Annotated in this window: 30 protein-coding genes and 1 tRNA gene; 18 read left to right on the forward strand and 13 right to left on the reverse strand. The window is 68.9% G+C overall.

Features of this window, described 5'->3' with window-relative positions:
- The first annotated feature begins 475 nt into the window (after window positions 1-475).
- On the forward strand, window positions 476-778 hold the full coding sequence (locus ACFYOS_RS28435) for a hypothetical protein (RefSeq protein ID WP_387148093.1): 303 nt from the start codon (window positions 476-478) through the stop codon (window positions 776-778).
- Between the two features lie 483 nt (window positions 779-1,261).
- Window positions 1,262-1,807 (forward strand): tyrosine-type recombinase/integrase, encoded by a 546-nt coding sequence (locus ACFYOS_RS28440; protein ID WP_387148199.1) that lies wholly within the window; start codon window positions 1,262-1,264, stop codon window positions 1,805-1,807.
- Between the two features lie 86 nt (window positions 1,808-1,893).
- Here ACFYOS_RS28440 and ACFYOS_RS28445 read toward each other — a convergent pair whose 3' ends face one another.
- Window positions 1,894-2,841, reverse strand: a complete 948-nt coding sequence (locus ACFYOS_RS28445) for a hypothetical protein (protein ID WP_387148096.1) — start codon at window positions 2,839-2,841, stop codon at window positions 1,894-1,896.
- Window positions 2,842-3,299: 458 nt separating this feature from the next.
- On the reverse strand, window positions 3,300-4,289 hold the full coding sequence (locus ACFYOS_RS28450) for a hypothetical protein (RefSeq protein ID WP_387148099.1): 990 nt from the start codon (window positions 4,287-4,289) through the stop codon (window positions 3,300-3,302).
- Between the two features lie 72 nt (window positions 4,290-4,361).
- On the opposite strand from ACFYOS_RS28450, the gene ACFYOS_RS28455 reads away from it, so the two are divergent.
- Both ACFYOS_RS28455 and ACFYOS_RS28460 read left to right on the forward strand, forming a co-directional pair.
- Complete coding sequence (locus tag ACFYOS_RS28455) at window positions 4,362-5,273, forward strand: hypothetical protein (RefSeq protein ID WP_387148102.1); 912 nt, start codon at window positions 4,362-4,364, stop codon at window positions 5,271-5,273.
- Window positions 5,270-6,448 (forward strand): ankyrin repeat domain-containing protein, encoded by a 1,179-nt coding sequence (locus ACFYOS_RS28460; protein ID WP_387148104.1) that lies wholly within the window; start codon window positions 5,270-5,272, stop codon window positions 6,446-6,448. Before ACFYOS_RS28455 ends, ACFYOS_RS28460 begins: the two co-directional genes overlap by 4 nt.
- Before the next feature lie 149 nt (window positions 6,449-6,597).
- Here the strand turns inward: ACFYOS_RS28460 and ACFYOS_RS28465 are convergent, their stop codons facing one another.
- Complete coding sequence (locus tag ACFYOS_RS28465) at window positions 6,598-6,801, reverse strand: hypothetical protein (RefSeq protein WP_387148106.1); 204 nt, start codon at window positions 6,799-6,801, stop codon at window positions 6,598-6,600.
- Window positions 6,802-7,095: 294 nt separating this feature from the next.
- Here ACFYOS_RS28465 and ACFYOS_RS28470 point away from each other — a divergent pair, with 294 nt between their 5' ends.
- The 8 genes from ACFYOS_RS28470 to ACFYOS_RS28505 all read left to right on the forward strand — a co-directional run bounded on the left by ACFYOS_RS28470 (window position 7,096) and on the right by ACFYOS_RS28505 (window position 11,870).
- Window positions 7,096-7,644 carry a CbrC family protein gene (locus ACFYOS_RS28470; RefSeq protein ID WP_387148109.1) on the forward strand — a complete coding sequence of 183 codons (549 nt, stop codon included), beginning with the start codon at window positions 7,096-7,098 and terminating at the stop codon, window positions 7,642-7,644.
- 69 nt (window positions 7,645-7,713) lie between these two features.
- Window positions 7,714-8,235: a hypothetical protein gene (locus ACFYOS_RS28475; RefSeq protein WP_387148111.1), complete on the forward strand. Its 522-nt coding sequence runs from the start codon at window positions 7,714-7,716 to the stop codon at window positions 8,233-8,235.
- A gap of 37 nt (window positions 8,236-8,272) precedes the next feature.
- A complete protein-coding gene (locus ACFYOS_RS28480) occupies window positions 8,273-8,806 on the forward strand; it encodes a hypothetical protein (protein WP_387148114.1) in 534 nt (177 codons plus the stop codon).
- A 301-nt stretch (window positions 8,807-9,107) separates the two neighbouring features.
- A complete protein-coding gene (locus ACFYOS_RS28485; RefSeq protein WP_387148201.1) occupies window positions 9,108-9,449 on the forward strand; it encodes an ADP-ribosylation/crystallin J1 in 342 nt (113 codons plus the stop codon).
- A gap of 15 nt (window positions 9,450-9,464) precedes the next feature.
- Complete coding sequence (locus tag ACFYOS_RS28490) at window positions 9,465-9,878, forward strand: hypothetical protein (protein WP_387148117.1); 414 nt, start codon at window positions 9,465-9,467, stop codon at window positions 9,876-9,878.
- Window positions 9,879-9,895: 17 nt separating this feature from the next.
- The gene (locus tag ACFYOS_RS28495; protein WP_387148120.1) at window positions 9,896-10,414 is read left to right on the forward strand and encodes a DUF2716 domain-containing protein; all 519 of its coding nucleotides are present in this window, start codon (window positions 9,896-9,898) and stop codon (window positions 10,412-10,414) included.
- Window positions 10,411-10,794 (forward strand): hypothetical protein, encoded by a 384-nt coding sequence (locus tag ACFYOS_RS28500; RefSeq protein ID WP_387148122.1) that lies wholly within the window; start codon window positions 10,411-10,413, stop codon window positions 10,792-10,794. The genes ACFYOS_RS28495 and ACFYOS_RS28500 overlap by 4 nt, the downstream gene beginning before the upstream one ends.
- Window positions 10,791-11,870, forward strand: coding sequence for a hypothetical protein (locus ACFYOS_RS28505; protein ID WP_387148125.1), 1,080 nt, complete (start codon window positions 10,791-10,793; stop codon window positions 11,868-11,870). The genes ACFYOS_RS28500 and ACFYOS_RS28505 overlap by 4 nt, the downstream gene beginning before the upstream one ends.
- Window positions 11,871-11,954: 84 nt before the next feature.
- On the opposite strand, the gene ACFYOS_RS28510 is transcribed toward ACFYOS_RS28505, so the two are convergent.
- Window positions 11,955-12,968, reverse strand: a complete 1,014-nt coding sequence (locus tag ACFYOS_RS28510) for a hypothetical protein (RefSeq protein WP_387148128.1) — start codon at window positions 12,966-12,968, stop codon at window positions 11,955-11,957.
- Window positions 12,965-13,306, reverse strand: coding sequence for a hypothetical protein (locus ACFYOS_RS28515; RefSeq protein ID WP_387148131.1), 342 nt, complete (start codon window positions 13,304-13,306; stop codon window positions 12,965-12,967). Before ACFYOS_RS28515 ends, ACFYOS_RS28510 begins: the two co-directional genes overlap by 4 nt.
- Window positions 13,307-13,875: 569 nt before the next feature.
- Between ACFYOS_RS28515 and ACFYOS_RS28520 the strand changes: the two genes are divergently transcribed.
- Window positions 13,876-14,874, forward strand: coding sequence for a hypothetical protein (locus tag ACFYOS_RS28520; protein WP_387148134.1), 999 nt, complete (start codon window positions 13,876-13,878; stop codon window positions 14,872-14,874).
- A gap of 466 nt (window positions 14,875-15,340) precedes the next feature.
- Here the strand turns inward: ACFYOS_RS28520 and ACFYOS_RS28525 are convergent, their stop codons facing one another.
- Entirely contained in the window at window positions 15,341-15,901 is a 561-nt protein-coding gene (locus ACFYOS_RS28525; RefSeq protein WP_387148203.1) for an NADAR family protein, read from the reverse strand.
- Window positions 15,902-16,194: 293 nt separating this feature from the next.
- On the opposite strand from ACFYOS_RS28525, the gene ACFYOS_RS28530 reads away from it, so the two are divergent.
- Window positions 16,195-17,946, forward strand: coding sequence for a HEAT repeat domain-containing protein (locus tag ACFYOS_RS28530; protein ID WP_387148137.1), 1,752 nt, complete (start codon window positions 16,195-16,197; stop codon window positions 17,944-17,946).
- A 46-nt stretch (window positions 17,947-17,992) separates the two neighbouring features.
- On the opposite strand, the gene ACFYOS_RS28535 is transcribed toward ACFYOS_RS28530, so the two are convergent.
- Both ACFYOS_RS28535 and ACFYOS_RS28540 read right to left on the reverse strand, forming a co-directional pair.
- Window positions 17,993-18,169: a hypothetical protein gene (locus tag ACFYOS_RS28535; RefSeq protein WP_387148140.1), complete on the reverse strand. Its 177-nt coding sequence runs from the start codon at window positions 18,167-18,169 to the stop codon at window positions 17,993-17,995.
- 22 nt (window positions 18,170-18,191) lie between these two features.
- A complete protein-coding gene (locus ACFYOS_RS28540) occupies window positions 18,192-18,374 on the reverse strand; it encodes a hypothetical protein (RefSeq protein WP_387148142.1) in 183 nt (60 codons plus the stop codon).
- Window positions 18,375-18,458: 84 nt separating this feature from the next.
- Here ACFYOS_RS28540 and ACFYOS_RS28545 point away from each other — a divergent pair, with 84 nt between their 5' ends.
- Window positions 18,459-18,782: a hypothetical protein gene (locus ACFYOS_RS28545; RefSeq protein ID WP_387148145.1), complete on the forward strand. Its 324-nt coding sequence runs from the start codon at window positions 18,459-18,461 to the stop codon at window positions 18,780-18,782.
- 2 nt (window positions 18,783-18,784) lie between these two features.
- Here ACFYOS_RS28545 and ACFYOS_RS28550 read toward each other — a convergent pair whose 3' ends face one another.
- The 3 genes from ACFYOS_RS28550 to ACFYOS_RS28560 all read right to left on the reverse strand — a co-directional run bounded on the left by ACFYOS_RS28550 (window position 18,785) and on the right by ACFYOS_RS28560 (window position 21,604).
- Window positions 18,785-20,353, reverse strand: a complete 1,569-nt coding sequence (locus tag ACFYOS_RS28550) for a hypothetical protein (RefSeq protein WP_387148148.1) — start codon at window positions 20,351-20,353, stop codon at window positions 18,785-18,787.
- A gap of 58 nt (window positions 20,354-20,411) precedes the next feature.
- On the reverse strand, window positions 20,412-20,942 hold the full coding sequence (locus ACFYOS_RS28555; RefSeq protein WP_387148151.1) for a hypothetical protein: 531 nt from the start codon (window positions 20,940-20,942) through the stop codon (window positions 20,412-20,414).
- Between the two features lie 161 nt (window positions 20,943-21,103).
- Window positions 21,104-21,604: a hypothetical protein gene (locus ACFYOS_RS28560; protein ID WP_387148158.1), complete on the reverse strand. Its 501-nt coding sequence runs from the start codon at window positions 21,602-21,604 to the stop codon at window positions 21,104-21,106.
- 163 nt (window positions 21,605-21,767) lie between these two features.
- Between ACFYOS_RS28560 and ACFYOS_RS28565 the strand changes: the two genes are divergently transcribed.
- The 3 genes from ACFYOS_RS28565 to ACFYOS_RS28575 all read left to right on the forward strand — a co-directional run bounded on the left by ACFYOS_RS28565 (window position 21,768) and on the right by ACFYOS_RS28575 (window position 24,661).
- Window positions 21,768-21,840: transfer RNA gene (locus ACFYOS_RS28565), tRNA-Ala, on the forward strand.
- Between the two features lies 1 nt (window position 21,841).
- Window positions 21,842-24,115 (forward strand): hypothetical protein, encoded by a 2,274-nt coding sequence (locus tag ACFYOS_RS28570; protein WP_387148161.1) that lies wholly within the window; start codon window positions 21,842-21,844, stop codon window positions 24,113-24,115.
- Between the two features lie 36 nt (window positions 24,116-24,151).
- Window positions 24,152-24,661 (forward strand): hypothetical protein, encoded by a 510-nt coding sequence (locus tag ACFYOS_RS28575; protein WP_387148164.1) that lies wholly within the window; start codon window positions 24,152-24,154, stop codon window positions 24,659-24,661.
- A 92-nt stretch (window positions 24,662-24,753) separates the two neighbouring features.
- On the opposite strand, the gene ACFYOS_RS28580 is transcribed toward ACFYOS_RS28575, so the two are convergent.
- Together ACFYOS_RS28580 and ACFYOS_RS28585 are read right to left on the reverse strand one after the other, a co-directional pair.
- Window positions 24,754-25,785, reverse strand: coding sequence for a hypothetical protein (locus ACFYOS_RS28580; RefSeq protein WP_387148167.1), 1,032 nt, complete (start codon window positions 25,783-25,785; stop codon window positions 24,754-24,756).
- Window positions 25,725-26,108, reverse strand: coding sequence for a CPCC family cysteine-rich protein (locus ACFYOS_RS28585; RefSeq protein ID WP_387148170.1), 384 nt, complete (start codon window positions 26,106-26,108; stop codon window positions 25,725-25,727). Before ACFYOS_RS28585 ends, ACFYOS_RS28580 begins: the two co-directional genes overlap by 61 nt.
- Window positions 26,109-26,326 lie beyond the last annotated feature (218 nt).

The following is a 26,326-nucleotide window of genomic DNA, read 5'->3' on the forward strand; positions in this document are numbered from 1 at the left end:
TCCGGCCTGCTCGTCCTGCTCGGAGCCCGCGACCGCGCCTACACCGCCTGCTGTTAGGGCAGCGTGTACGTCCCGGGCCCGATGGGTAGCTGTGTTGATAGGGCGGCGACCCGTTGGGTAATGGTTCGTGTTGCCCCTCGGACACCAATCTTGGTGGAGTTCCACCGAAGAGGAACCGGACCCGGTTTCGCATCGATGCGCCGGCGTACCTGCGCTTACCCATCATTCGTGAGCGTCGGCTAGCCGTACGTGGGCGCCGGCGCGCGGCGGGGTGTTGCCGGTTGGACCGGCCATGACACTAACTCGCCGCCGTGACCGTGAGCAGCTCATCGGCGCGCTCATTCCGGTCCCGCTTTCCGACAGACCACGACCCCTCCCGGCGCCGATGCCGGCGCTGCCCGCACCACGCCAGCCAGCAGACGCCTCACCGGACCAGGTCCTGATCGGTATGGCTCGTCCGGACCGTTCCGGCCGGGTGACCGAACGCGGCCTGCTGCGCGCGCTGCGCTGGGACCCGGGCCACCGCATCGCCATCAACGCACAGGACCAGATGCTGGTGATCGCGTCGGCGCGGGCGGGGCAGCACGTAGTGGGCAGCCGAGGGGAGCTTCCACTACCGGCCAGCGCGCGCCAGATGTGTGCGATCGTGCCCGGGCAGCCGCTGCTGCTCGCCGCCCTGGTCGCCCATGACCTGCTGGTGATCCACCCGGCCAGTACCGTCGCGCGGCTGCTGGCCGACCTGCACGCCCAGGTGATCGGGCACCGTCATGTCGGCTGATCCCGCCCGCATCGCCGCCGCCCGGCAATTGCTGGCCCACCTCGGCGTCACCCTCGCCGATCTCCGGGCCGAACCCGGTCCGAGCCTGCCAACCCTCGCTGAGTACCTGCCTCACGTCGTCGCGGCAGCGGGGCCAGGTGCCCGCCGCACCTACGGGACCTACTGGAACCGCATGGCCGCCGCCTGGGGCGACCGCCCTTGGACGCCATCGCCGCCAGCGACATCGAGGCGATGCAACGACAGATCCGCGACCGCCCGGTCGCGGCGTAACAGCCGCAGCGGCCGCCGCGCCGGCGAACATGTCATCGCCGCCGCCCGCGCCATCTACAACCGGGCCATCGCCGACGGGCTCATCGACGCCGCAGCCAGCCCCGCCCACCGGGTGATCAAGCCCCGCCGACTCCCGAGCACCCGCCGCGCCCTGAGCCCGACGAGCTGGAGGAGATCAACCGTGCTGCCCGCACCAGCGGCAACGACGTCCTCCTGGACGCGCTGCTGCTGCGGCTGCACACGGAGACCGCCTGCCGCCGCGGTGGCGCGCTCGGGCTCCGGCTGGCCGACGTGGACACCTGCCGCGGGCTCGTGCGGCTGATCGAGAAGGGTGCCAACCTGCGCTGGCAACCGATCACCCTCGACCTCGCGGCCCACCTCGACGAACACGCCCGCACCCGGGGCGCGGTCCTGCCCACCGACCTTCTGCTGCGCTACCGCAACGGGCGGGCGATCACCAGCCGCCGCTACGACCACCTGTGGAAACGCATCGGCGAGCAGTTGCCGTGGGCGGCCGCCCAGGGCGTCTCCGCCCACTGGCTGCGCCACACCACCCTGACCTGGGTCGAGCGCCACTTCGGCTACGGCGTCGCCCGCGCCTACGCCGGGCACACCGACTCCACCGGGCCCGCCACCACCACGTACATCAAGGCTGACCTGTACGCCGTGGCCGCCGCCCTGGCCGCCATGACCGGGCAACCGCACCCTCTCGCGATTGCGGAGGGAGCCCGGTGGCGGGATTCCAGCGGCCTCGCGTGATCGGCTGATGCCGGCCTCGGGTCGGTGCTGTCGCGATGGGTGGGTTGCGCGGGTTCCACACCTGCCGGTGGCGGATTCGGCGAGGTTCAGCTCTGCTGGTAGCACACCGCGGCGAGGCCGCATGGCGCGTGGAGTTGGAGGTAGTAGGCGCCCTCGCCGAGATCGTCGAGGTCTGCGCCGCCGACGAGCCCGATGTAGTCCATCGGCTGTCCGCAGGTGGCGCAGTCGGCGTGTTCGGCGTCCTGGATCCACTGCGGGTGGCCGCCGAGCGTGGAGCCGCCTCTGTCCCATGCGCTGGCCTGGTACGGGGTGGCACGCCGCTCGCCGATGGTGGCCATCAGGGGCGGCGGGTCTTCGGTCGAGCGCTGCAGGTAGCTTGGCGGCGCGTTGTGCGGTGCCCAGGTCGAGTCGCCGTCGGGGGTGTCCTTGCTGTACAGGGTCGTGTAGCAGGCGCATAGGAAGCAGGTGGTGATCCTCAGCCGCCCCTGCCAGCCGGTATGGGCGAGCACTTCGGCGGCCCGGGGCTCGTCTGTCGTGAGATCGATGATTGTCCACAGCGGCGAGTCACACCACGGGCAGGCAGGGCCGTCCGCTGCTTGCGGGGCGGGCGTCATGGCGAGCTGGAATGCGATGGGCGCGCAGAGTTCGCGGCGGGTGCCGTCGGGCAGCAGTGTCGAGCCGCCTTGCTCCGCGTACTTCAGCGGACCTACATGTAGCTGCTCCATGCCGGGCGGAGGCGTCTGCTGCCACCGTCGCAGCGCGGCCGCGGCGAGCGGATCACGCGTGTGCGCCAGGATGAGGAGCAGGTGGTTGAGGTGCGCCGGCTGCTGGCCACTGTCAATTTGGTCGATGACGCGGTGCACCACGTCGTCAGCGGCGGCCCGGTAGAGCGATGGTGGCCAGAGCAGGCCCAGGTCCAGCATCTGGTGTAGGTACCCGGCCAATGCCTCGGGGTCAGCCGCGGCGACCTTCTCGAGCCGGCCCAGCGCGTCGTAGTCGCCGGATGCCGCTGCCTGTACCAGATCCTGGATCACGCGCCGGATAGTAGCCGCGCTCGCCGACATGTACGGCTCACGAAGTCGATGGCTTGGTAGGTCGTCCCTGGTTGCGTGATGCCGTTTAGTCGGACATGACCGGGTTGCTATGGATGTTGCCGTCTGCGCATGGCCATGGGCCGGCCGCCAGCGGAGCCAGCCCGGTTCTGCGGAAAATGAGCAGCTCATCTGAGGGCAAGCTCCGGCCGTTCTGGGATCTTGGCCAGCTCACGGCACCCGGCGAGCCGGACGTCCGCATCGCGCTCATCTGGGTCGAGAGCGCGCCCGCCCTGGCGCCCGCTACGACAGGTCGGATCCGACTCGCGCCCCTGGACCCGGCGCCCCTGGATGCAGCTGCGTCCCGGCGATGTCATCACCATGCACGAGGGCAGACCGGTCGCCGGAATCGCGACGATCGTCGAGGTCACCCGGCCACGCGGCGCCGATGACGTCAAGGGCTAGCCGACCGCCACGTCCAGTGGCGCCGTGATGGTGAAGTTCTTGTCGATCGCCTCCACCAAGTTGATTCCTCGTCGCCCCAAATCGGCCCGCTCGGCCCACGCGGTGAGGGCGGCGAGGAAACCGACCAGGTCCCGCTGCGTACGCATCAGCAGCTCAGGCAGCGCACTATGGGGAATGTCGACATGGAGCCCGGCCCAGCGGCCCCGATGCCGGCTCGGGCCGCCGTCCTGCCACACCCGAAGGTCGTCGCCGAGCACCTCGACCTCCGGGCCCGGGTCATGGCCCAGCCACGGCGAACCGCCGGTGATGGCCTGAGTCCAGTCCCGCCAGTCCTCCAGCCCGGCGCAGCAGCCCGGCGCAACCGCCATGCCGGTGCTGGTGTCACACACCTGCAGGCCACCGGCGATGATGAGCAGCTCCTGGGCCAGCAACGCGTCCACGACCTCATCCAGTCCGCCAGGAGGTGGAACATCGATCCGATCAGCGAGGGCGGCCACGAACAGCCCGACCTGCTCATCGGTGCATCCGGCGTTGAGCGCCAACCACGAGCCGGGCGCCATCGGGGCCACCGGCCATGGTCGCGGCGGTCCGGCGTCGAACGCTGGAACCTCGATGACCGCCCGCATTGTGATCACCATGTCATTCAACCCGACGCCCCAGCACGTCTCTTCACGTCCTCGCCAAGGTGCTGCCAGGTGGCCGTCTTCAGCGGTGCCGGCATGTCCGCACTTCTCTCGGCCGTCAACCAGAGGGTCGGAAGTGCTTGACGCCGCGTGCGCTACTTGCCTTGGCGGGTTCGGGCTGGCATCATCCCCGGCCATGATCGAGAGAATCGAGTCCTCCGTCCGCCGGTGAGCGTGACGACCGAGCCTGGATCGCTCGGACCCCAGATCTCCCTGTTCGAACACGCTCTGCGCCTGCATCAGCAAGATCCGGACTCTCCTCTCTTGCGTGACGGCGAGCCGTATCCGGACGACGAACTTCACCGTCGGCGGCATAGACCGCAGACCCGGAGGGACCGGCGGCTCGAGGGCGCTGACGTTGCTGCCATCCTCGACATGCACTTCGGCAAGGCCGATGCGCCACCGAGCGAACTCGCCGACGCGTTCCATGACGTCGACGTCCCGATCCATCACAACGAGCACATCGCTGCCGCGGCGCTGCGCGCGGACCGGCAGCGGGTGCGGCAGACCGGCCGCTGGTTGGTGCGGCACAGCACTGATCGATGCTCCGCGACAGTCGGGCTGGCGCTGCTCGCCGCTGATTGGGCGGAGGAAGACATTCCGCTGATTCAGACCATCGGCCTGCTGTCGGACCGGTTCGGGCCGTTGGCGGCCGAGGCGCTGCGACGCCGCCGCGGCGGCGAAGAAGCGTTGTTGTGGCTGGCTCAGCGGGCTGCCGGTTGGGGACGGGTCTATGTCATCGAGGCGCTCTGCGGACGCGGTGTCTACGCCTCCCGCCGGTGGCTGCTGCGCCATGCCTGCGACGGCGACTATCTCAACGGCTACTTCGCCGGCCAAGTCGCCACCGCAGCCCACCTGCACGAAGCGATCGTCGGCACCGACGTCGACGATGACCTGATCGATCACACCGGGCGACTACTGAAGATCATGGCTGACTGCGGTGGCATGGGCATGACCCTGCAGCACTACCCGCCGGCATCGGCCGTGCTTGCCGCGCATGTGGCTCACCTCGGTCGGCAGGCGCCGACCGTGAGCAGGTACGTCGACGCGGCTGTCATCGCCGACCACCTGGCAGACAAGGCCCCGGAACGATCCGGATGCACCACCGAGCAGCGAGACCACCTGGTGCGGAAGTACCTCGCGGTGCTGGATCGGCAGGACTGGTGTGACATGGTTCGCGCTGACTTCGACCCGGACAGCGACTGCTACTCCTGGTTCACCGGCAACGTGGCAGCGCGGCTGCAGTTGCGAGCATTCACTGACCTGACGGATGGAGACGATCGATGAACCATTTAGCCGATCAGCGTCTGGTCGAGGCGGTGCAGGCCGGTGACGAGGTGGCCGTCGGACAGGCGCTGGCCGGCGGCGCGGACCCCAACGCCACGCTAGGTCGGTTCCGAGGGTCGGTGCTGGCCGAGGCCGCGCGCAGCGGCCGGCTCGGGATCGTGAGCCTGCTGGTGGACGCCGGCGCCCGCATCGGCCCCGCCGATCCCTACACCGCCTCGCCGCTGCGCGCCGCCGTACTCGAGGCGCATGCGGAGGTGGTGCAGTCCCTCGTCGCCCGCGGGGCGCTGGCGGCGGAGCCCGCCAGCAGGTCGAGCGTGCTGACCGAGGCCGTGTCCTACACCTCGTTCCGCCCGACTCCGGCAGCTCTTGCGACACTACGGGTCCTGATGGAGGCAGGGGCGACCCCCGGCCCGAGCGAGGAAGCACCGCTCATCACCGCAGTCATGCAACCCGTCGCACCAGCGGTGCTGCGCCTTCTCCTCACGTGCGGTGCGGACGCCAACCAACGGCGTTCCGACGGCACGCCGGCGATCGTCGTGGCGGCCCGGCGCGGCGATCACGGCGCGGTGGACGTGCTCCTGCAGGCGGGCGCCGACGTGGACGCCCGCGACGGGCGAGGGCGGACGGCGTTGATGCACGCGGTCGAACGCGACGAGCAACGGGTCATCGCGGCCCTGCTGCTGGCCGGCGCCGCCATCGACGCCGTCAGTATCGACGGGATGACCGCGCTGCAACTGGCCCGTGGCTGGCAGCGCCAGAACGTCCAGTTCATGCTGGGCGAGCGCCACGCCGGCCTGGACGACGTGCCGATTGTTCGCACCGTCGTCCGGGCCGTCCCGACCGGCGTCCGACTCGCCGGCGATCCCCAGATGCTTCACTTGTTGGCGAGCGTCCTCGACATCGCTCTGGACGACCTCGGCGACGACGAGTGGGAGACTCGGACGGGCGCGGACGCCGACACGGCACGGGCGGTTGCCGCGCGGCTGGGGGAAGAGGTCGCCCCCGCGACCAACGCATCCTGGCATCAACTGGACGTCACCGCCGACGAGCTCGCCGCCGTGCGATCGGCTTTGGTCGAGCTCGCCTACGGCACCACGCGCGTCATGCCGGCCGGCGCCAGCCGACTGGAGATTATCGATGTGCTTGAAGAGCTCAACCGGCAGCTCGGCCGCTGAGGCGTGCCAGGGCTATACCTCTGGCGGCGCGGATTCTCAGTCGACAAGGCCGAACGGATCTGCGGCAAGGGCCGCTGGGACGATCGACGCGCATGCTCGCACTTCGGCACGCAGGAAGATGAGGGTGAGGGCAGTGCGGGTCGGAATGGTCAGCAGACGCGGTCGAAGGACAGCTCGCTGTGGGCGGGTCTCGCGGTCAGGGCGGCGTGCAACTGCGGGTACCGCCCGGCCTCGGCGACCGCGGCGTCACGCTGCGGGCCGATGGGCCGGAAGAAGAATCCGGTGTCCGACTGGTGGCCGCTTTCCAGAACGGCCAGCCCGGCTGCATCGTCGAAGACCAACGTCAGGTCCACCTGCCAATAGTCCGGCTGCGGATCGCCACCGCCGCTCGGCACCGCCAGCTGACGGGCGAATCGATGGCCTCGACGTCGCCGAGGACGCCGATCCCGGTGACGCCGCCTGCCTGTGCGGCGGTGAGCGGTTCGACGTTGCGGTGGGGTTCGCGCTGCGCGAAGACGGTGAGGTGCGGTGGGTGTCGGTGGCGTTGCGCTGCACCGCGGACGGCGCCCTCGGGGTCTACGCCGATTGGAAAATCGACTACTCGCCCAGCGGTTACCTCATGTCCCGGGTCTGACAGGAGTGGTCGAGTGACACAGCCGCGGTTCTTCCGTTACCATCCCGATCCGGTCGCGACCGGGTCGGCCGTCCCCACGGTCGAGGTGTGCGTGCTGTGCGGGGTTGCGCGCGGCTGGCAGTACGCCGGTCCGATCTACGGCCGCCAGGTCGACGTTCTGTGCCTGCACTGCATCGCCTCGGGTGAGGCGGCGCGGACGTTGACGGGCGTCGCCGACTTCCCGTGCATGTTCACCGACGCGACCGACGTGCCACCAGGCGTTCCGTTCGCCGTCGTCGAGGAGGTCACGCAACGCACGCCGGGGTTCGACTCCTGGCAGCAGCCGAGCTGGCTGTATCACTGCGGCGACGGTGCCGCGTTTCTCGGCGCCGCGGGATACGAGGAGCTGCGCACCCACCCTGATGCGCTGACGATGATCCGGGACGATCTGCACCGGCTTGGGTGGCCGGCAGATCAGGCCGACCAGATGCTGCGGCGGATGGACCGGACCGGTGAGCCGACGGCGTACTTGTTCCGGTGCCTGCACTGCGGCGTGCACTTGGCCAGGTGGGACATCGGATGATCGAGGCCGGCAGAGACAGCGCAGAAGGCGCCGGGGCGTCGGCCGATGATGGACGGATCTGATAGCCCAATGGAAGTGGCGTACATCCGGCGCTGGCGCGAGGACATCACCGCGTGCCTGGACCGGCTGCTGCCGGGCTTCGAAGTCCGGTTTGGTTATCCGCCGGGCCGGCACACGATCGGCGGCCCAGCGGGGGAGGCGGAGCTTGCCTCCCTGGCGGGCATGCGCCCGCCCGACGATCTGCTCGCGTGGTATCGGCAGGTGCGCGAAGTGAGCCTGTCGGACGTCGGCAACGGCTACTTCCTCCATGATCCCGGCCTGATCCTGCACAGGGAGGTGACGTCTATCCGGGGGCGCTTCACCGCGGACGTGGTCGTGTTCGCCAGTGACGGCGGCGGCACCCTGTTCGCGGTGGAGGCGGTGACCGGCTCGCCGGTGTACCGGCTTCCTGCCGGCGAGACCGTTGCCAGTGTCTACCGCAGCGATGACCCGCGATTCGACGTGGTGGCAACGAATCTGACCGGCTTTCTCGACCGGCTACGTGACACGGTCGAGGTGTTCGCCGCCACGGGCGCACCCGGCGACCTGTAGAAACGGCTGGCACGGCTCGGTCCGAGAGGTGAGACTCGTGGCTGTGGCACAGGTCGCGATGGGTCACCAGCGCCCGTACCGTTACATCGGTCCGGCCGATGTGCTTGCCGCCGCGTCGGGCGAGGACGGTGGCCGCCGGATCGATTCGGCCGGCGATCTGGCCGAGTGGCTGGCCACACTGAGCCCGGCCGAGCGCGCCGAGCCGCACACGTTCGTCGTCGATGTCGCCGGCGGGTTGCGACTCGCGCCCAGGTGCAGCGAGCGCGTCGCCTGCTCGGGCGGCCGACCCGTGCTCAGCGCCGGCGAGATCACCTTCGCCCGGCAGGACACTGGCTGGACGGTCACCGAGGTGAGCAACCAGTCGACCGGGTATTGCCCAGAGCCGTCCTCGTGGCCGGTCGTGGCCGCCGCGTGCGAGAGGGCGGGTCTGCTGCATCCCGGCGGGTTCACCACGGCATTCGAGTTCCGCCGCTGCTCGGCCTGCTGCCAGCTCACCATCGTCAAGGACGACGACTTCACCTGCGCCGCGTGCGGCGGGGAACTGCCGACGGCATGGAACGCCTCCCGTTGACGTGGCACAGTGCCTGACCTACACGGCCCCTCCCGGAAGCGCTTGACGTACCGGCCGAGTAGTCCATCGCCAGCTGTGACGTCGACACCGCCGGCGCGATCGTTGGCGGCGCCCAGCCCGGTACGGGCGGCGACGATCCGGTGCGCCCGCGCCGCCAGGCTGACGCGACGTACTCCGGACCGCCGGCGCCGCAGACCTCGCTTCACTGGCGTGCCCGTGATCCGAGAGAAACCGCTGGCTACTGCTCGGAGCCTGCCGGTAACCTGCCTCGGCCAGGGAAGGAGACAGCGTGACCGACACGATGACCTTGTGGCGGCCAACCGGCCCCAAGGAACTCGACCTGGTGCGCGCCTCCGGGTGGAAGGCGTGGCCGCCGCGCCTGCCCGACCAGCCGATCTTCTACCCCGTCCTCAACGAGCAGTACGCGATCATGATCGCTCGGGACTGGAACGTGCCCGCCTCCGGGGTCGGCTTCGTCACCCGGTTCGAGGCCGACCGTGAGTTGGCCTCCCGCTACCCGGTTCAGCAAGTGGGCGGGCGCGACATCCTCGAGCTGTGGGTACCGGCCGAGGAACTCAACGAGTTCAACCAGCACATCGTCGGGCTGGTCGAGGTCGTCCACGAGTTCCGGCCCGGCAGCTGAACGGACCCGGTATCAGTGGACGAGGATGAGGGCCTGCACCGCTACGGCCTGTTTTCAGCCGCAGAACACCTCGATCAGATCCGCGACTTGCTCACGACCCAAAGCGAGCTCGAGCGGCAGAGCCAGGGCTACGGCGACACGGAGGTGATGAAGCTTTGCTGCGTCCAGCTGTTCAACGCCGGCGTGATGAGCGACGTCCTGACGATCTGGCGGCCGAAGTCGTCGAGCTGGGACGCGTCCTGTTCGATCGACGTCCAGCTACTGTGCGGTGGCGGGCTGACCGAGACCAAGGCATACCTGCTCAGGGAGGGCTTCGACGAGGCCGCACGAGCTCTGGACCACATCCGTCGCAGTGAGGCTGCAGGCGGCTTCTCCGATTTCTCGGTGGAGACTCAAGCGGCCTTGTACGCCGACTACTACCGCGCGTGATTCGAGTGAGAGCAACGATGGCGACCAAGGCGTACCGCGAGTTGACCGGCGATAGGGTGGCGGCCTGGGATCGCTTCTACGCAACGTTCGACTTCCGCCCCAGCATGCGCAGCTTCCCGGCGATCACCGAACCGACTCCATCGGTCACCTGGAGTCTGATCGGCCTCGATGACGATCCTGGCTACACCCGGCTGGACCGCATGACCGAGGCCGTGCACACCGGGTTCACGGCGCTGGTGGGCACGGGTTCGATCCTGTGCCTGGACTGGCAGCACCCCTCCTACCGGGTCTGGCCCAGCCTCATCGGGCCCGAGAACATCGATCCGCCGGGCAAGCCCGGCTGGCCGCTGTCGCCGTACCCTGACGGCGACTACTTCATCTATCTCGCGGAGGACTTCCGGTTCGGCACCTTTGGCCACCCGTGGGAGTTGTCGCTGTGCGTGTTCGGCGGCGAGCTGCTGGATCTGGTCGAAGTCGAGCTGCATGAGCTCCTTGGCCAGGTCATTCGTCGCGACGGCCAGCAGGTGGCGACGTGAGCGAGGAACTGTTCGACGAGGCCAAGCGGCAGATGATGGCTGCTGGCAGCCCCAGTGACGGTGTAAACCTGGATGGGATGAGCATCGACTTCGATGCCTACCTCTTCATGGCGGGGCTGTTCGAGCGTGTCGTGATCCACCGGACCTGTGACTCGGACTGCTTGCTCATTGCATCCTGCACCGTCAACCGCGGTAAGGCTCCGGCGGTCGGCGAAGCGCTCGTGAGCATTTGGCGGGACAGGTTGCGCTACAACTACCGCGCGGCACATCGGCTGCGCCGGGACAATCTCGGGGTGTATCTGGATGTGGTGACGCTGTCTGACGACGGCGGGATTTTCGTCACTGGCCTGATCAAGGCGACGTGGAGTCACCAGCCATGACCTCCGGGATCCCCTGCGCGGTGGCTGGCCTGGGCTTTTTCGTCGACGTGGTGGCAGGCGGCGCGGTCGCTGGCATCGGCTCGGGCGACGACCTGGGCACTGTCGCTGCGCGACTCGGCGAGAATTACGTCGACGATCGTGACGGTAATGCCTTACGTCGAGACTACGGGCTGGTCGAGTTCTACTGGGACTGGTCCACGGCGGCCGACAGGTGGACGCTGACCGGGTTCCAAGTCGAGGTGTACCGGCTTGCCTACGGGCGCGACGTACCCGCTCGGCTCGGCGAGCGGTACCAGTTCGCGTCCCGCGTTTCCTTTGAGCGGCTGCGCATGGGCGTCGAAGGGCTGGGGCTCTCCTTCGAGGAGATCACGACCGACGCGGACCTGCCCGACTACCGGCGGTTCTGGTGCGCCGAGACAGGGATCAGCGTAGTGGTTCTGGCCATGGCCTCGCCTGATGAGCCTCATGAACCAGGAGATGTATGGTCGATCCAGCCCGAGTGGCGCGGGATCATCAACCTCGAAGGTGATGAGAATGATCGCCGGTCAACCACCGATGGTCTTGCCCACCTGTTGCATTTGGAGCTGGCGATGTGGCCGACATGGTTGCAGCGCCTGCAGGCCTGCGCCGTCGACGCTAACTGGTGGCTGCACCTGTATCAGCTGATCGACGTACGGATCCGCAGTCAGTCGGATCGACGTGCGGAGTGGGCGGCTCGGCGACTGTGGCTGATGCGACAGGCGGTCTCGCGTGGCGTGTTCGGCGCGGCAGAAACGGCCGTTCAAGTGGCGGCGTTCGTGGGGTCGATGGTGCGGGAAGTCGGTTGGGTGATCGGCCTGCCGACGGCTGACGACGTCGTCAGCGAGTGCCTGGCAGCCCTTCCCACCGACCCGGACATCATCCGGCTGCTCGGTCACGACCGCGACCTTCGAAGCCTGACCATCGACGAGCTGCGCGCTTCTCGGCAGGCGAAGAATCTGATCAACGCCGCGGCCTGGTATCTGGAAGCGGTGGAGGACCTCGCCCTCGCTGAGCGACTGCGAGGCTGGCTCGCGATAAAGCATCAGCTGGTGTGACAGTGCGCGGATTTGCGCGCCGTCGCATGGCCCGGGCCAGGCATCGACGAGATAGTCGGCCAACCGCGTAAATTACGATCAGACCTAGACCGTGGTCGTGTCCTTGATCTGAAGTACAACTGGCCCTGCCGCTGTTGCAGCGATCCAAGCTTCATAGGTGGGATTCCGAGTGTCGGTCTTCGCGGTTCCGAGCCATGTGTAGCGCACGGCTAACTCGTAGGTGCCCTTCACGCGGTAAATCCCGAACTTCGGATCGAAGGTGGCGCGAGCGGTCAGAAGTGGATCACCTGTGAAGGACCACTTGATCTTCTCGGCGCCCGACGGCGGACTCCACTCCGGGCATCCGGCCGGCATGGCCGACTTGGCGCCGCGCACGCATCGCGTGAAAGCGTCGTTCAGCTTCGCCGCGACCGGCTCCCATGGCAACTTGGGATCCTGTTTTGTTACATCGGGGTCACCTATGGCCGAGTGCTCCTTGATCTCCTGGACGTCAAGCTTGCCATCGACCCACTTCACCTTGGCCCAGTACTTCGCTGGCGTCACGACGCGGCGCGGCTCCTTTGAGACGGTGTAGTCCGCCGACACCACAACGGTCCCCAGCATATCGAAGCGGCTCTCCGCCTCGGTGTAGCGAATAACCGCAGCTTCAAGGGGAGTGCCGTAGAAGGCCCAATGAATTTTGGAGACGTTCGAGGTCTCGACGATGGATTGCGGGCAATTGGCCGGAGTTGCAGAGGCTGACTTCGCACATTTGTCGAGCCAGTCATTGACAGCCGCAACCACGGCCTCCTGCTTCACTTCAGCCGGCCAGGGGTCTGATGTCGCTGGGAACGGCTCATCTCCCCCAAAGATGAAGTAGCCCAGGACAGCAAGAACGACGACTACGCCGAGTCCACCACCGCCTGCGGCTGCTGCCGCGCCATTTCCCGGGCCAGACTCTGTTGCCTCATCTTCGCTGAGGTCGGCATTAGTCCTGGTTCCATAGTGGCGATGGTGGTGCGTGTGGGTACTTTTATCGACGTTCCCCTCGTAGTAGGACCCCTTGACGTTGGCCTGACGTTCGCCACCAAAGCCAGTTTGCCGGTCTACCACGCTCACCTGCCCTCGCGATCATCACGGCCTCGCTCGAAGTAGTTGCCCGCGACATTGGCCTGACGTCCCCCACTGAACCCAACCTGGTTGACGACTGGACTATCTCTGCCCGGCTTCGCTGGGCCGCTCGGGATGTCCCGATCCCGATCGCCAGGCGAGGGCACCGAACCGCCAGCGCTTCGAATCGTCAAGATCACGCCGATGATCGCTACCGGCAAGGCGATGATGTTCGCCCAGGCCGCAGCACCATTGAGGCTCCCACTAAAGATCATTATTAGCGAGACAACGATCATCAGAAAGAGCGCACAGGCGGTCAGGTGTCGTTTGGGCACGACATCCATCATGAGTGATGGATGCAACCCTGTGGAAGCGCCGATAAGGAGTGTCCATGATCTGCCAGGTCGGCGACGTACTTCCTGCTGGTTGCGGCGTGCCGGCTGTTTAAGGGGCGGCATCTGGAGCCGGGCCGTCGGTGAGCAGCAGCCGGCGTAGTACCTCGCGATGCGGTCGCCGACGCCGAACAGGACGGCGAGGCGGCGTCCGCTCCGTCTCCCGGTGGTTCCGCTGAGGGCGGTCTCGGGTCAAGACGCCCGGGATCGTCAGCGAGCCCGTGCCGGGGCTGCTGCCAGGGCTGCGAGCTTGAATTTCGAATCGGGCGAAGCCGGCTGGCTAGTCGTACTCCAGGTCGTTGAGCGAGATGGCTCCGGCGCCACGGGGGCAGTTACGGAGGCCTTGCGCGTGACGGACCAGCCCTTGCGGAGGTGCCGGCGGACGTGCGGCGCACTCGGTAGCCAGTGCGGGCGCCGTTGCGCTCCGGCTCGGTCGGGCGAAGCGGCTGCCCGCCGTGCTGCGGGCCAGCCGTTGCGTGTCGCCGTGGCACATCCTGTCGGACCGCCTGCCTAGAGTCAGCCGCATGTACTTCGTGTGCCGTTGGCGGGAGGATTCTCCGTTCAGTAAGCGGGTGGTCACCGTGCCCGACGCGACCGTGCTCGACTGGTTCCGCCGCGGCTGGGAGCACGACAACCCGGACGTATGGATCGACAGCGAGTTGGGCGGCAACGTGTACGGCTTGGAGTCGATCTTCGAGGAGGTCCGGAAGCGGAACCTGCCTCGGCCGGAGTCCGTTGACGAACTGCGCGGGTTGCTGAACGAATACCTGTGGGTGGAGGGTGACGACGAGGGCGGCTTCATTCGGCTCGGTGAGCACGCCCTGAGAGTGCGTACCGATGACGACGAGGTGGACCTGGCCTACTACTTCGTCGACGATGAGGCCGCCGCTGCGTCGCCTGACCGGCTTGCATTTCTGCTGCACGAAACTTGGCCCCTGCCGGCCAGCACGGCCGCGCCCGCCGTGGTCTTCAGCCATGGCGTTCCGGTCCGTACCGTCCGGCTGGCTCCGCCCGGGCCGGAGTCCGTCTTCTCGGTCCGCTTGTGCTGGGAATCGCCCGATACCTATCGGAACCTGGATCTAACCGGTGCCATCGTTTTTCCCGGCCTGACCCTGCCGGACCTCGCCGCCCACCTGCGCGGCGTCGACGGCCCCGACGCCCACCACTGGCCGCATGACGCCCGGCTGCTGCGGGCCCTCGTCGCCCCCGGAGAGAACGACGTCGGCCTGGCGCTGGAGCGCTACGCCCAGCTGCCCGGATACGCCCCATCAGCCGCCAGCCTCGACCGAGCGCCCGCGCATGACGCGGTCCACCGGGAGATGCTGGAACTGCTGCCTGCGGAGCGGCCCACCGAGTCGCTGATCCGGCTCGATCCGCACATCGCGCAGGTCGCCCGGTACATCGACGGCTTCTTCGGGTTCGACCAGTGGTTCCTCTTCGACACCCGGTGGGCGGCGGCCCACCCCGATTTGGCCCGCTCGCTGCTGCGCTACGCCGCTCACTGGGACCCGTACGAGACATAATTGAATTGGCCTCCGGGGTGCCGGGGCCGTACGTGGCGGATTGCCGCACGGCCACCGGGCAGGCCGCCAACCGTCCGCGACCTGCTCGCCGGCCTGGTCCGCGAGTACGAGGCCGTCCGCGGCACCCATCCCGCGCGCCTAGTTCGGCCACAACAACGAGTGCGTCCGTAGGCCCCGGCGACCCGTGCCACCCGAGCTGCCCGTTCACCACCGGCACGTTCGGCCGGCCGTCGCCCTGCGTGCCGCCGGCTGCCCCAGCACCCGGCCGTGATCGACTACCACATCCCCGACGCGATCTTCGCCGCCGTGCACCATCTCATCGGCAGCCCCCGCCCCTACGACCTGGTGTGGGTCACGAGCCCAGCCTCCACACTGCGACCACGCCGTCGGACCCTCGGCGTCTTTCCATCGATCCACGACGTGAGTAGAGCCCTGTCACGGGCATTCCGCACAGCTGGCGTGTCGATCACTGGCTGTCCTGGCGTAGCTGATCGCGGGCGTCCATGAGCGCGAGGCCGAGCAGGTTTTGGCCCTGCCACTGTGCCGGATCGCCGGCCTGTGGATCGTCAGCGGCGAGCCCGATTCCCCAGATCCGGTCCACCGGGCTGGCTTCCACGAGGATCCGGTCGCCGGTGCCGAGCAGGTACGACCGCAGGTCGGCATGTTGCCCGAACTTGGCGATGCTGCCGGTGACCACGATCGCGTACCGCCGAGCCTCCCACACGGCCTGATCGAAGCCGCGGACCTGCCGTCCCAGCGTCTTGGCCCGGTGCGGGTGCGATGCGGTCAGGATCTGATCGGCGATGTCGGTGTCGCCGAACAGCGTCGCTTTGGACCACATCATGTAGTGCTCGGCGGTAGCGAATTCGCGCCCGCCGACGGTGAATGGGGCGTGCCACCACTGGCTCAGGCAGCCGGCGCCGATGCTGCCGTCCGGCTGCGGTTTGTGGCCCCAGAAGTGCAGGAACTTCACCCTCGCGCGGGAGGCGACGAGGTCGGACAGCTCGGCGACGGTACGTGCATGCACGGCGGCCAGTTTGCCCGACCGGTCGATACGCTCGCCGCCGATATTTCCACCGACGACGGCCGGCTGCCTGTCGTCGTCACAGCGGCACTGACGCTGATAACGGCGGCGTAGCCGGTCCACCCGCCGTCGTGAGGTCGCAGCTCGTGCCGCCTGTCGCATCGGTTCGACGATGTGGGCGCGGGCTGGCGGTCGCGCGCTGGTTCGACTGGTCAGTTCCGGGCGGGTGATGGGTTGGCCGGCGTAGTTCGGTTACCAGAGGCCGTAGCCATGGCTGGCGCATGGTGGGCTCGCCGGTGATCGCGGCGATCAGTTCGGTGTGGCCTTCGGGGGGGCCGGCCCTACGCGACGACGGCGACGGCTTCGGCGAGGGCGGCCAACACCAGGAAATCGAATGCGGTCTGCCTTGTTGTCTCGGGCAGGATGGCGGGGTGATCTGGGGGAGACGGGGCAGCCGGGGTCAGCCGCCGGTGGTGGGGGAGTGCGCGCCTCTCGGGGCGGTGCGGATCGCGGTCGATGACGCTTCCGGGGGCCGGTGGGAGGCACTGAATCGTCTGGTCGACGTCCTGCTTGAGGTCGACGCTGCCGGCGAGGAGGTGGTGGCGCGGTCGGCGTTGGCGATGATGGCTGGTGTTCCGGGGTTGGTGGCCCGGCTCGATGGGCACGCGCGGCAGGGACCGTGGTACGGCCCGTACCAGGAGCCCGCGTTGCGGCGGGTCGGGGGGCGTTTCTCGATCACGACGTCGGGGCCTGTGGCGATGGCGCTGGCGAGCATGCACGGCGACGGGCGGATCCGGGAACGCGCGGTCGCGGCGATGGTCGGTCGGCCGTGCCCGGAGGTGATGCCGTTCCTGGTGCTGCGTACCGGTGATTGGGTCAAGCCGGTACGGGATCGGGCGCGGGCCGGGCTGGCGTTGTTGCTCGCCGACGATCCGGGCGGCTACCTGCCGGCGGTGCTGCCGATGTCGTTGCGCCTCGACGCGCGGCTGCGAGGTGGCTTCGCCGTCACCCAGATACGGGCGGCGTTGCTGTCGGCACCGGCCGAGGTGTGGCGTGGGCTGCTGGGTTCGACTGGCCGCCGGCAGCGGCGGTTCGTGTTCGACATCGTCCTGGCTCAGGGCTGGCTGCGTCTGCCCGACTACGTGACCTGCGCCGAGACTGACTCGGATGTGGGCATTCGGGTCCGAGCGGCTGAGGCGGCCTGCCGTGAGGCGGCCTGGACCCGCCGGCATGACGTTCTGGGTCGCCTGGCCCGGTCGGTTCGTGCTGAGCTGCGGGTGGTGGCGTTGACCGGCCTGGTCCGGGTCGGTCAGGACAGCGACGTTGCCGCGTACCTGGATGATGACGCGCCGCTGGTCCGGGCGGTGGCCCGGGACGCGGCCCGCCGGCTCGGCATCGACGCCCGAGAGCATTACCGGACTGCGGTCAGCGCCGGAGAGCCGGCGCTGGGTGCGATCGTTGGGCTTGCCGAGACCGGCTCGGCAGCGGATGCCCCGCTGCTGCAGCCGCTGCTGAGCCACCCGCAATCTAGGGTCCGTGCCCAGGCGGTACGAGGCCTGCGACTGCTCGAGGCGGTAGTCGCGCAGGAGGTGCTTCCGCTGCTGCGAGATCCGTCGCCGGCGGTGGTCCGGGAGGTGACCACCGCGCTGCGGCCCTTCACCGGTGCCCTGCCGCCGCGCCTTCCGTGGCAGCTGCTCGGGGAAGGTCGGGTGGAGTTGCGTCGGGCCGGCTACCGCCTCCTGTGTGGCCACGGCGTTGACGTTCAGTTGCGCGCCGCCCTGATGCTCACCCTCGACCCAGACCCTCGCCTGGCCGAACGCGGCAAGGCCGACGTGACCCGCCTCGCCCGGGACGCCGCACGAACCACCTGGCGCCGCACTCCACCACCCGAGCTGCCGGTCACCGTCGCGCAGCACGGCGAGCTCGTCGCGTTGGCGGCACGAGCGGCGGCGGCACTCGGCGAGGACACCAGCCGGATGCTCACCACTTGGCTGGCGCGTACCCGCCCCGGCGGACGAGTGAACTCCCCGCCTCACGATGGTCCGTGACTGACCCCGGCCGGCGGATCTGCTGGTGTGCCTGCGTACGGGCATGTCAGGTGTTGAGGTTTGTCCATTGCGCGGAGGTCGGCAGCTCTCCGTAGTCCAGTCGGTGGGCAATCGCGCGCTTGGTGGCCGTATCCAGGGTCTCGGGCAGGTGGTCGAACGAGGCGGGCCAGACATCCAGCAGCGAGAAGACTTCCTGGCCGTCTCGCATCGTCAGCAGCAGCATGCACCGCCAGTGCGGGGAAAACTCAGGCCGCCGCCCGGGGCACGAACACGGGGCGTAGGTAGTGCACTGCCTCAAGGGCGGCGTAATCGGCGAGCCAGCCGGCGCCGTGGTTGCGGTTGAACCCGTACGCAATCGCCTCGGCGTCCAGTCGGATGAGTTCGGCGGTGCCGATCGCCTTGACGGTTCGGGGAACGCCGCACGACACACCCAGAGTCTTCCACGAGCCGGATCAGGCTCCAAGATCCCCTGATGGGCGAGTGCGGGAGGTGCGGTCTGGCATGCTGGCCGGATGACGCATGAAGTCGTCCGTGGCGTGGCCTGGCCGTACCCGGGCAACCGGTTCCCGGAGCACCTCGGGGTGATAGTCCAGCGCACCGTGCTCGAAGGCACCGAGTCGGCCAGATCAGTAGTCCATGATGCAGAGGGTGACTGGCTGGTTTCCGACGATGTGAACGATCCGAACGGCAACGCCGTCCTGGTCTGCATGGAGCATCTGGTCGCGGCGGACGGCACGATCGTTGAACTGGCCGCGATGCCACCAGGCACCGGGGCCTGGCGGCCCAACCCGGGTGAGCCCTGGCGCTTACGGCAGCACACGTACGCCGACGCGTAGGCCTAACACGGTGCAGTAGATCCGTCATCTGACGCCGCGAGGTCGTGCATTACTGCTTCGGGGAGCGACGGATTGGTTGCTGCAGCAGCGGCAACGCTGGTGTTGGCGTCGGTGAGCAACTGGATGATCGTCTGTGCGGGCAGTGCGGGGTGGCTCGCGGCGATCCGGCGTGCCTGCTCGTCGGCCAGGCAGGCAAGTAGGGCCTCGGCTGGAGCGTTCGGGTGTTCAGCGATGCGGCGGAGCGCCTTCTGCACCGGTGGGGTCTGCTGGGCAAGCTGTATCAGCAGGTCGGGCGGACAGGACGGGTTGCCGGCGACTTTCGCGGCGACCCGTGGACCGTGCGCCGCGACCATCGTCCGTAGCTGGGCTTCGCTCAAGGCTGGGTTCGTAGCGAGGGATGTGAGCACTTTGGCGTCGTGGTCGTCGGCGAGCTGATCGATGATCTGGCTGGGAAGGTCGTGTCGCGCGGCGAGGAGCATCCGCACGGCCGGGACCGTCGAAGCAGCGAGTTCGCTGATCTCGGCGGGTGTGGCTGCCGCGATGCGCGGCAGCAGGGTGGGGCCGATCTTCGCCGATGCGGCCAGCTCGGCGAGGACATCGAGGGGCACGGCTGGGTTGTGAGCGAGGCGCCGGCGTACGTCATAGGTGGTGTCGCCGGCCATGGCCCGGATGAGCGCTTCGTCGATGGCCGGGTTCGCGGCTACGTCGCTGCGGATGCCGGGAGTCGGATCCTGCGCGAGGGCCCAGTAGGCGTCCTGCGGCAGGTCGGTTCGGACGGCAAGCCGCCAGCGCACGTGTATCGACGGATGCGCGGTGAAGCGGCTGACGGTCTCGGCGGGCGTGCGTGGATTGAGTGTGAGCGCGTAGTCCAGGTCGTGCAGTGCGTCCTGGTGCTTGCCGTCGCAGCTCCAATGCTCTGCCAGCCAATGGCCGGAGCCGTCGCATGCTGGGCACAGTGTTGCGGGCGGCGTGCGGCGTTCGGCCAGCGCGACGAGGAGGTGACTCGGTGCGTGTTCGTTGCAGGCCAGTGCTCGGCGCACGCTCAGATGCGGATGGGTTGCGAGCCGCTCCGCCAAGGTGTCGCTGATCCTCGGCGATCTGGCGGCCTCGGCGACCACCTCCAGGTCCGGGTCGTCGGCGAGGGCGGCAACAACGTCGGCTGGCAGATGCGTGGTCGCGGCGAGAGCTCCACGGATGGCCGGGTCTGGGCTGGCGGCGAGCCGCCATGCCCAGTCCTCGGGGATCGCAGCGATGTCCGCCAAAGCGATCACGACCGGTGGGTCGAAGCGGTCAACCTCGTCCGGCGGCAACAGCCCGCGCGACAGCAGACGAATCACCACCTGGGCGTCACCGCGGCGAGCCAGGAGGCGGATCTGGTCTCCGCTGAGATCGTCTCGGTCGGCCAGCTCAAGCCACACCGAGGCGTCGCCCAGCGCAGTCAGCTGTTCAACAAGGGAGGCGGGCAGGGCAGGGCTACGCGCCAAGCCGGAGCGCAACTCCCACAGGCTCTCCTCCTCGGCGAGCGCGCCTGCTGGTTGCTCGGTCCTGCGCCCCGGCGGATCGCTTGTCATCGGAGCGCCTGACGGCGAGAACCTGCGCGGTCCGGCCAACTGATCAGCTGTGACCGCATCATGCTGGCCGTTGTCTTGCCGTTCGGCGGGCCGGACCGCCGTACAGATGCACACGCTGATCAACGTCACGGTCAGCGACGGCGCTGAGGAACAGGTCCGGTCGAGGTGACGCGGACGCGACGTGCACCGTCCAGGCCTCGTAGTACCAGCGGGCGGCGCAGGCGCAACCGGTGAATCGGAAATTGGCCCGGTAGCGGCCGTACTGACCAGGTCGGAGCGTGAACATCCGGTAGGACGTGTGCCAAGCCGGGTACGCGGCCCCGGCGGGGAGACGCTCAATCACCACGCCGTCTGCGGTGAGGTCGACATGTAGCCCGACCGCCTGCACCGCCTGAACACCCGAACCGACGGACGACGCAGGCCGGTAGCCGTCAGCCTCGTCAGCCAGAACATCGTGCACGACGAGCGTCTCGCCCGCCGGTAGCGGCGGAAGTTCATACGCCTCCGCGACCGACCGACGTCGCACAGCGTGCGTCGCCCCGCGGGCGTGGGCACCCCAGCGGACCCGGACACGTTGCGCGAGGAGCACGGCGACCAGGATGCTGGACAGCGCTGGGTAGCGCCACCACGTTTCGGCAGTTCCACCCTGACCAGAGGCAGGACGGGGTCCGGGGGGTTAGCCCGTCCGGTCGCCGAGAAACGTGGGCCGTCACAGCTGACCCTCAGGTCGACGGCTTCACCAGGGAGCAGTCACGCCACGATCTTCAGGATGATGGTCTCGCGGGCGGCCGCCGCGGCCTGGAACAGTCCGGTGAGCTCGCGGATGTCGCTGACGACCTGCTCGGCCCAATCGTCGTCGAACGGGCGATGGTAGCCGAGCTTTCCTGCATAGTCGGCGAGATCGGTGCGATGCCGGGCGGCCCACGTATCGACGGGAACGGCGGTCAGGAACTCGGCCACCAGACCGACCGTATCCGTGTTGAGCGTGCCGACCATCCAGTAGTCATCCCAGTTCGCTGGCGAGCCGCTGAACGCTCTGGCTGCGGCCTCCCAGTCGGTGCCGGTGGCACCCATGCCGAGAAGAGCATCGATGAGCGCTCCGGTGTCTTCGGCGCCGACCAGAAGCCGGGCCTCTTGCTGCCTGGCGAAGTTGCCGTCGAACCAGTCGGGCACGAGGTCGGCCAGGTCCTTCGGCGTAGCGCCGCCGATCGTTTCGCCTAGCACGCGTTTCCAGAAGTAGTCGACGCCCATCAGCTCACCTCCGCGACGATCGTCAGCGGATCGTCGCAGACGGGGGCGACAGCTTCCGCCGCGGCTATCAGCATTGGCGAGGGCTGGATCGCGGCAGTCGGTCATCGCTGCTTCGGATCTCGGCTGCGTATGCGGCGGTGACCTGCGTAGAGTGTCGCGGCATCAGCGTGTAGCTCAGTGAGGAGAGCACCGGGCTTGCATCCCGGAGGGCGCGGGGGCGGGGCCCGCCACGCTGGCGTGAGCGACAACGACATCCGCATCGGCGCAGGCTTCCCCTTGGGCCAGCTGGCGCGTGCCCTGACGAGCGCCGGGACGCATGAGGACGCGGCCACCCGTCAGCGGGCGGAGCTGCGGGTACGCCGCTGGCAGCAGGTCGTGGACGGGGTGGCCGGGGGAGGGCTGGACATCGGTTCGCGTACCCCGGTGAGGGGTCTGCCGGTGTGGGTGACGCCGGAGGTGGTCCACGGCGGGTTCGCGACTGGGGAGCCGGCGGCGGGCGGTCCGCTGCGCCCGGACGAGACCGACCGGGCGCAGCGGCTGGGCCTGCCGGCCGACCGCCGGGCGCTGTTTTGGTCCTGGTTGACCGACGCGGGATTGGTGGAGCTGGGCGAGCTGCTCGACAGCGGCCGCTACCGGGTGGAGTACGCGGAGGAGACGGCGCTGCCGGTGGTGGCGTGGCTGCTGCGAGCTGGCGAGCGCGACGCCGCCCTGGGTGTGCTGGAGGAGATCGCACCGTTCGCCGACCGGCTGCGGTTCACCCCGGCTCCGAGCGATCAGCGCGCCGGCGACCCGGACGTCGTGTATCGGCAGACGGCGGGCGATGTGCGCCAGATCCTGGAGCAGCGGCAGCCGGATGCGCAGATCGAGACGATGCGCGAGGCGCTGACGGTGTGGAATCCGTTCGCCGACGAGTTGCTGACGTTGTGGTGCGAGACCCGCAACGGCGGCCGGATCGGCGCGGTGACGCCGGACGGCTGGCTGCCGCGAGCCGTACAGCTGCTGGCCCGCTACCAGCAGCTCACCGCCGAGCACACCCTCTGCAGCAAGCATCGCAACCAGAAGGGCAGCATCGGCGTACTGCGAACCGGGCTGGAGCGACGCGTGGCCGGAGCAGAGCTGACGCCGCGCGAGCGTGGCCTGGTCCAAAGCGTGGTCGCTGGGATGCTGCGCAAGCGCGGACAGCCGGGCGGCCTCGAGCACACCGCCATACGCCGGCAGCAGGCCCGCCAGGCGGCGCGACCCCGCCACCATCAGCTCGCGCAGCTGGTCGCGGCCCGGTTGGCCGGCCTGCCGCAGGACATCGGTATCAGCGACGTCGACCACGTGCTGCGCCCAGTCGACGCTGACGAAGCTCACCCGGCGGGTGTGGTGGCGGGCTGGCCGACGCCCCGCCCCGTCGCCCGCGTCGTCACCCGCGCCGCCGCCGGAACCCCTGAGCAGCTGATCGACCGCGGCGTCATCGCCTCGGCGGAGGAGCTGGCGCGGCTTACCCCGCGGCTGGCGGCGGCGACCGCGGCTTCGGCGTACCCGGACCTGGCGCTGCGCATCTTGATGGACGCCACGTACCGTGCGTTCCGCAATCGCCGCTCGCTGTTGCTGCTGAACCTGGAGCACCAGGTACGCCTGGTCGAGCTGCCCTGGGTCCAGGCGGTCGCGTCCGCGCGGATCGATACCAGCGACACTCGCGACCAGGCGCGTCGCACTCTGGTCCGGCTGGCAACCGCCGCGGTCCGCGGGTTCCCGGCCACGGTGCTGCCCAACCCGCTCGTCGGCGAACTGTCGACGCTGTCGAAGCAGGCGAGCCTGCAGCTGCCGTGGGTCGAGGAACTCGCGGCCGACATCTTCATGGGCACGTTCTCGGCGAAGTTCCTCCAGGCGGCCACACTCGCTGGCCGGCCGCTCGCGGACAGCCTGTACGCGCGGTACTACGACATCGACTACCCGGCCATCGCCGCGATCGACGACACCAGCAGGCGGATGCTTCGGCGTACCCGGACCTCGGACGCCTTCGATCAGCTGTGCCGCGACCGGGCCGGCGCCCGCGGCAAGCGGTCGTGGTTCAACGTCGCGGCCAACGGGATCATCGTCGAACAGGCGCAGATCCTGACCACGCACAACCTGGCCACGATCGCCGAGCTCGGCATCGACCTGCCCTCGACGGACCTCGCGAAGCAGTGCATGGACACCGTGCTGCGGCTGACGGCGCGCATCCACCACAACCCCCGGCCGCTGGGCACCGTCAAGAACACCGCGTACGCGTGGCGGCAAATGCTGTTCTTCCTGTCGCTGTCCACCTGGGAGGAGCAGACGGCCTTCCCGGAATACGCCGAGCAGCGGCTGGCCACCCAGCCAGACCACGTGCGGGCCCGGATAGCGCCGGCCGTGACCGGACTCGCGCACGTGATCAGCGGTGGAAAGTTCGACGCGGACGGCAGGGCCGGCACCGGCCGACGGCTGCTCGGCTGGACCACGACGGGGCACTGGATGCTCGACCCGGGACCGCGGGACTGAGGTTCAGCGAGGCAGGCGCTCGGTGTGGTGGGCTACGTGCTCCTGCTGGCGGGTGCCGACATGGACGCCCGCGACGGGCGAGGGCGGCGGCCGGCGTTGATGTACGCGGTCGAACGCGACGAGCAGCGGGTGTCGCGGCGCTTCTGCTGGGCGTTGCGACCATCGGCCCAATCCGACGAGACGGCCGCCAAGCATGAGCAGCACCGGTCCGAGGTGCTGGCGGAACTCGCCGACCGGTTCGACCCGACCGCCGGCCGTGACCTGAGGTTCACCCGGGAGCTCACCGAGTCGGGCGCGAGGCTGGTGTTGGTGTGTAGGGCGTGTCCTGTCGATCATGAAACATCTGCTGGCCGTTCTGGCTCGAATCTCGCCTTGGTTGTGGCCGACATGGCGGACAAGATCGGTGCGGACGGCTTCCGCGAACGGTCGTCGGGTACACCAGAGGTCGTCAGGCCGCTGCGCGAGCACGTCAACGTGACGCCCGAGGGCTGGGTCGGGGACCTCGGGCCGATGCCGGCAGGGATCGCTGCATCGTGCAGTGCCTGATCTCCACCCTGCCTCAGTTCCTCGGCCAGAAGTCCGGGACGACCAGCGTTAACACGCGAACGAACCGGAGTGGGCGCGGTGGATGGAACCCATCACGGCAGGTCGGCCAGGTTCAGCCGGTACCACGCACTGTCGATGAAGACATGCAAGTCCGCGCCGCGGCCGACGATGCGGGCGCGGTCTGCCAGTGGTCGGTCGCCGGGCAGCGTGAGTCGGTACGGCTTGAAGTGGCCTTGGTCGAGGTCACCGACGAGCATCCGGCCGTGGTGTTCCCGGTATCCGCCGACGAGCGCGCACCGGGTGCCGTCGGTGATCAGGGCGTTGGCGGCGGAGCCGCTGCCGGGCCATGACCGGACGGTGTCTTCGATGTGTACGACCGGGAAGCCAGAGTAGTACGAACTCCAGGCGGTTTCACCGGCGACGTTGAGCGCGTAGCAGTCGTCGATCGGGTCGAGGTCGTCGGTGGGGAAGTACCACTCGGGGTGCAGGTTCTCGGTGAACCGGACGATGCCGGTCGCGCCGACCGGTGCGGGCCCCGGTCCACCCCAACCGAAGTTGCCGTACACACCTTCGTCGAAGTAGCCGGCCCAGATCTTTCCGGACGCGGTGGCGAGCACGTGTTCGATGCCGTCGCCGAGGGTGCTGCGGCGAGTGACCGTACCGTCGGCGTCGACGATGATCGCGTTGCGGTCGGCGCCTTCGGGTCGCCACCGGCAGCGGGACCCAACCACCAGGATCCGACCCTCCGGCAGCGGCTGGACATGACAGTGCGCGAGCGTCAGGTCGGCGATACGGACCGCCGAGGTGACCTGGGGCGCATACGTCGCCACGTGAACCGGCACACCGGCATCTGTGGTCGGCTCGGGGAACGATGCCCAGCCTGGCCGAGTCGTGCGCGCCTGCAACGCCCTGCGGCCGGAGGCGGTGGACCACATGGCGATCGCCTCGTTGTGCGGCCCCACCGACACCGTCACCAGCGCGTCGCCGCGGTCGACGGGCGTCAGCTGCCCGTGGGAGCGCAACCGCACGCTGCGCCGGGCGGACTTGGACTTGGCCACCGTGTCTACCTCCGCCGCCAGAACGTCGCACGCCACCAGTACAAGGCGGTACGGTCCGCTGGCCATCCAGTCTCCTGAACGCCGGTGGGCTCGAACTGATCCACCCCGGGCCCGATGGGCCGCCAGCCCGGCTCGACCGGCTCGTCGGGCAGCGGCTGGCGAACATGCCGCACGAGGCGTTCCTCGGACGCCCCGATCCGGGCGAACGTGGCCTGGGCTTCGATCAGCGACGGCTTGTTCGCACCGCCTGACCAGTCCGGCCAGCGCAGCTGGATCTGATCGTCTTCCCAGAAGCAAACCGGGCAGATTTCATACGAGCCCGGTCCCTCAGCGAAGGTCAGGTGCCCGCAGCACGGACACGGGAAGACGCCACTCACGACGTCGATCATGACGGGACGGACGACCCCGCGCAGCCCCGTTCCTGCCGCAAGCAGCGGCCAACGGGCCCGCACCCCCCAGTGGGCTACCTGGGCCGGCCCCGGTAGGCGCGGGCGGCGCGGTGGTGGTAGAGCGGTTGGGGATGCGTCATGGCATTTTCCTAGGACGGTCTAGGAGGTGTGGTGTGGGTGAGCGGCGTCGACCCGCACCGGGTCGGGGTAGCGGGTAA

Origin of the sequence: Micromonospora sp. NPDC005806 (genome assembly GCF_042871425.1) — a bacterium.
In the GTDB taxonomy this organism is placed as follows: Bacteria; Actinomycetota; Actinomycetes; order Mycobacteriales; family Micromonosporaceae; genus Micromonospora.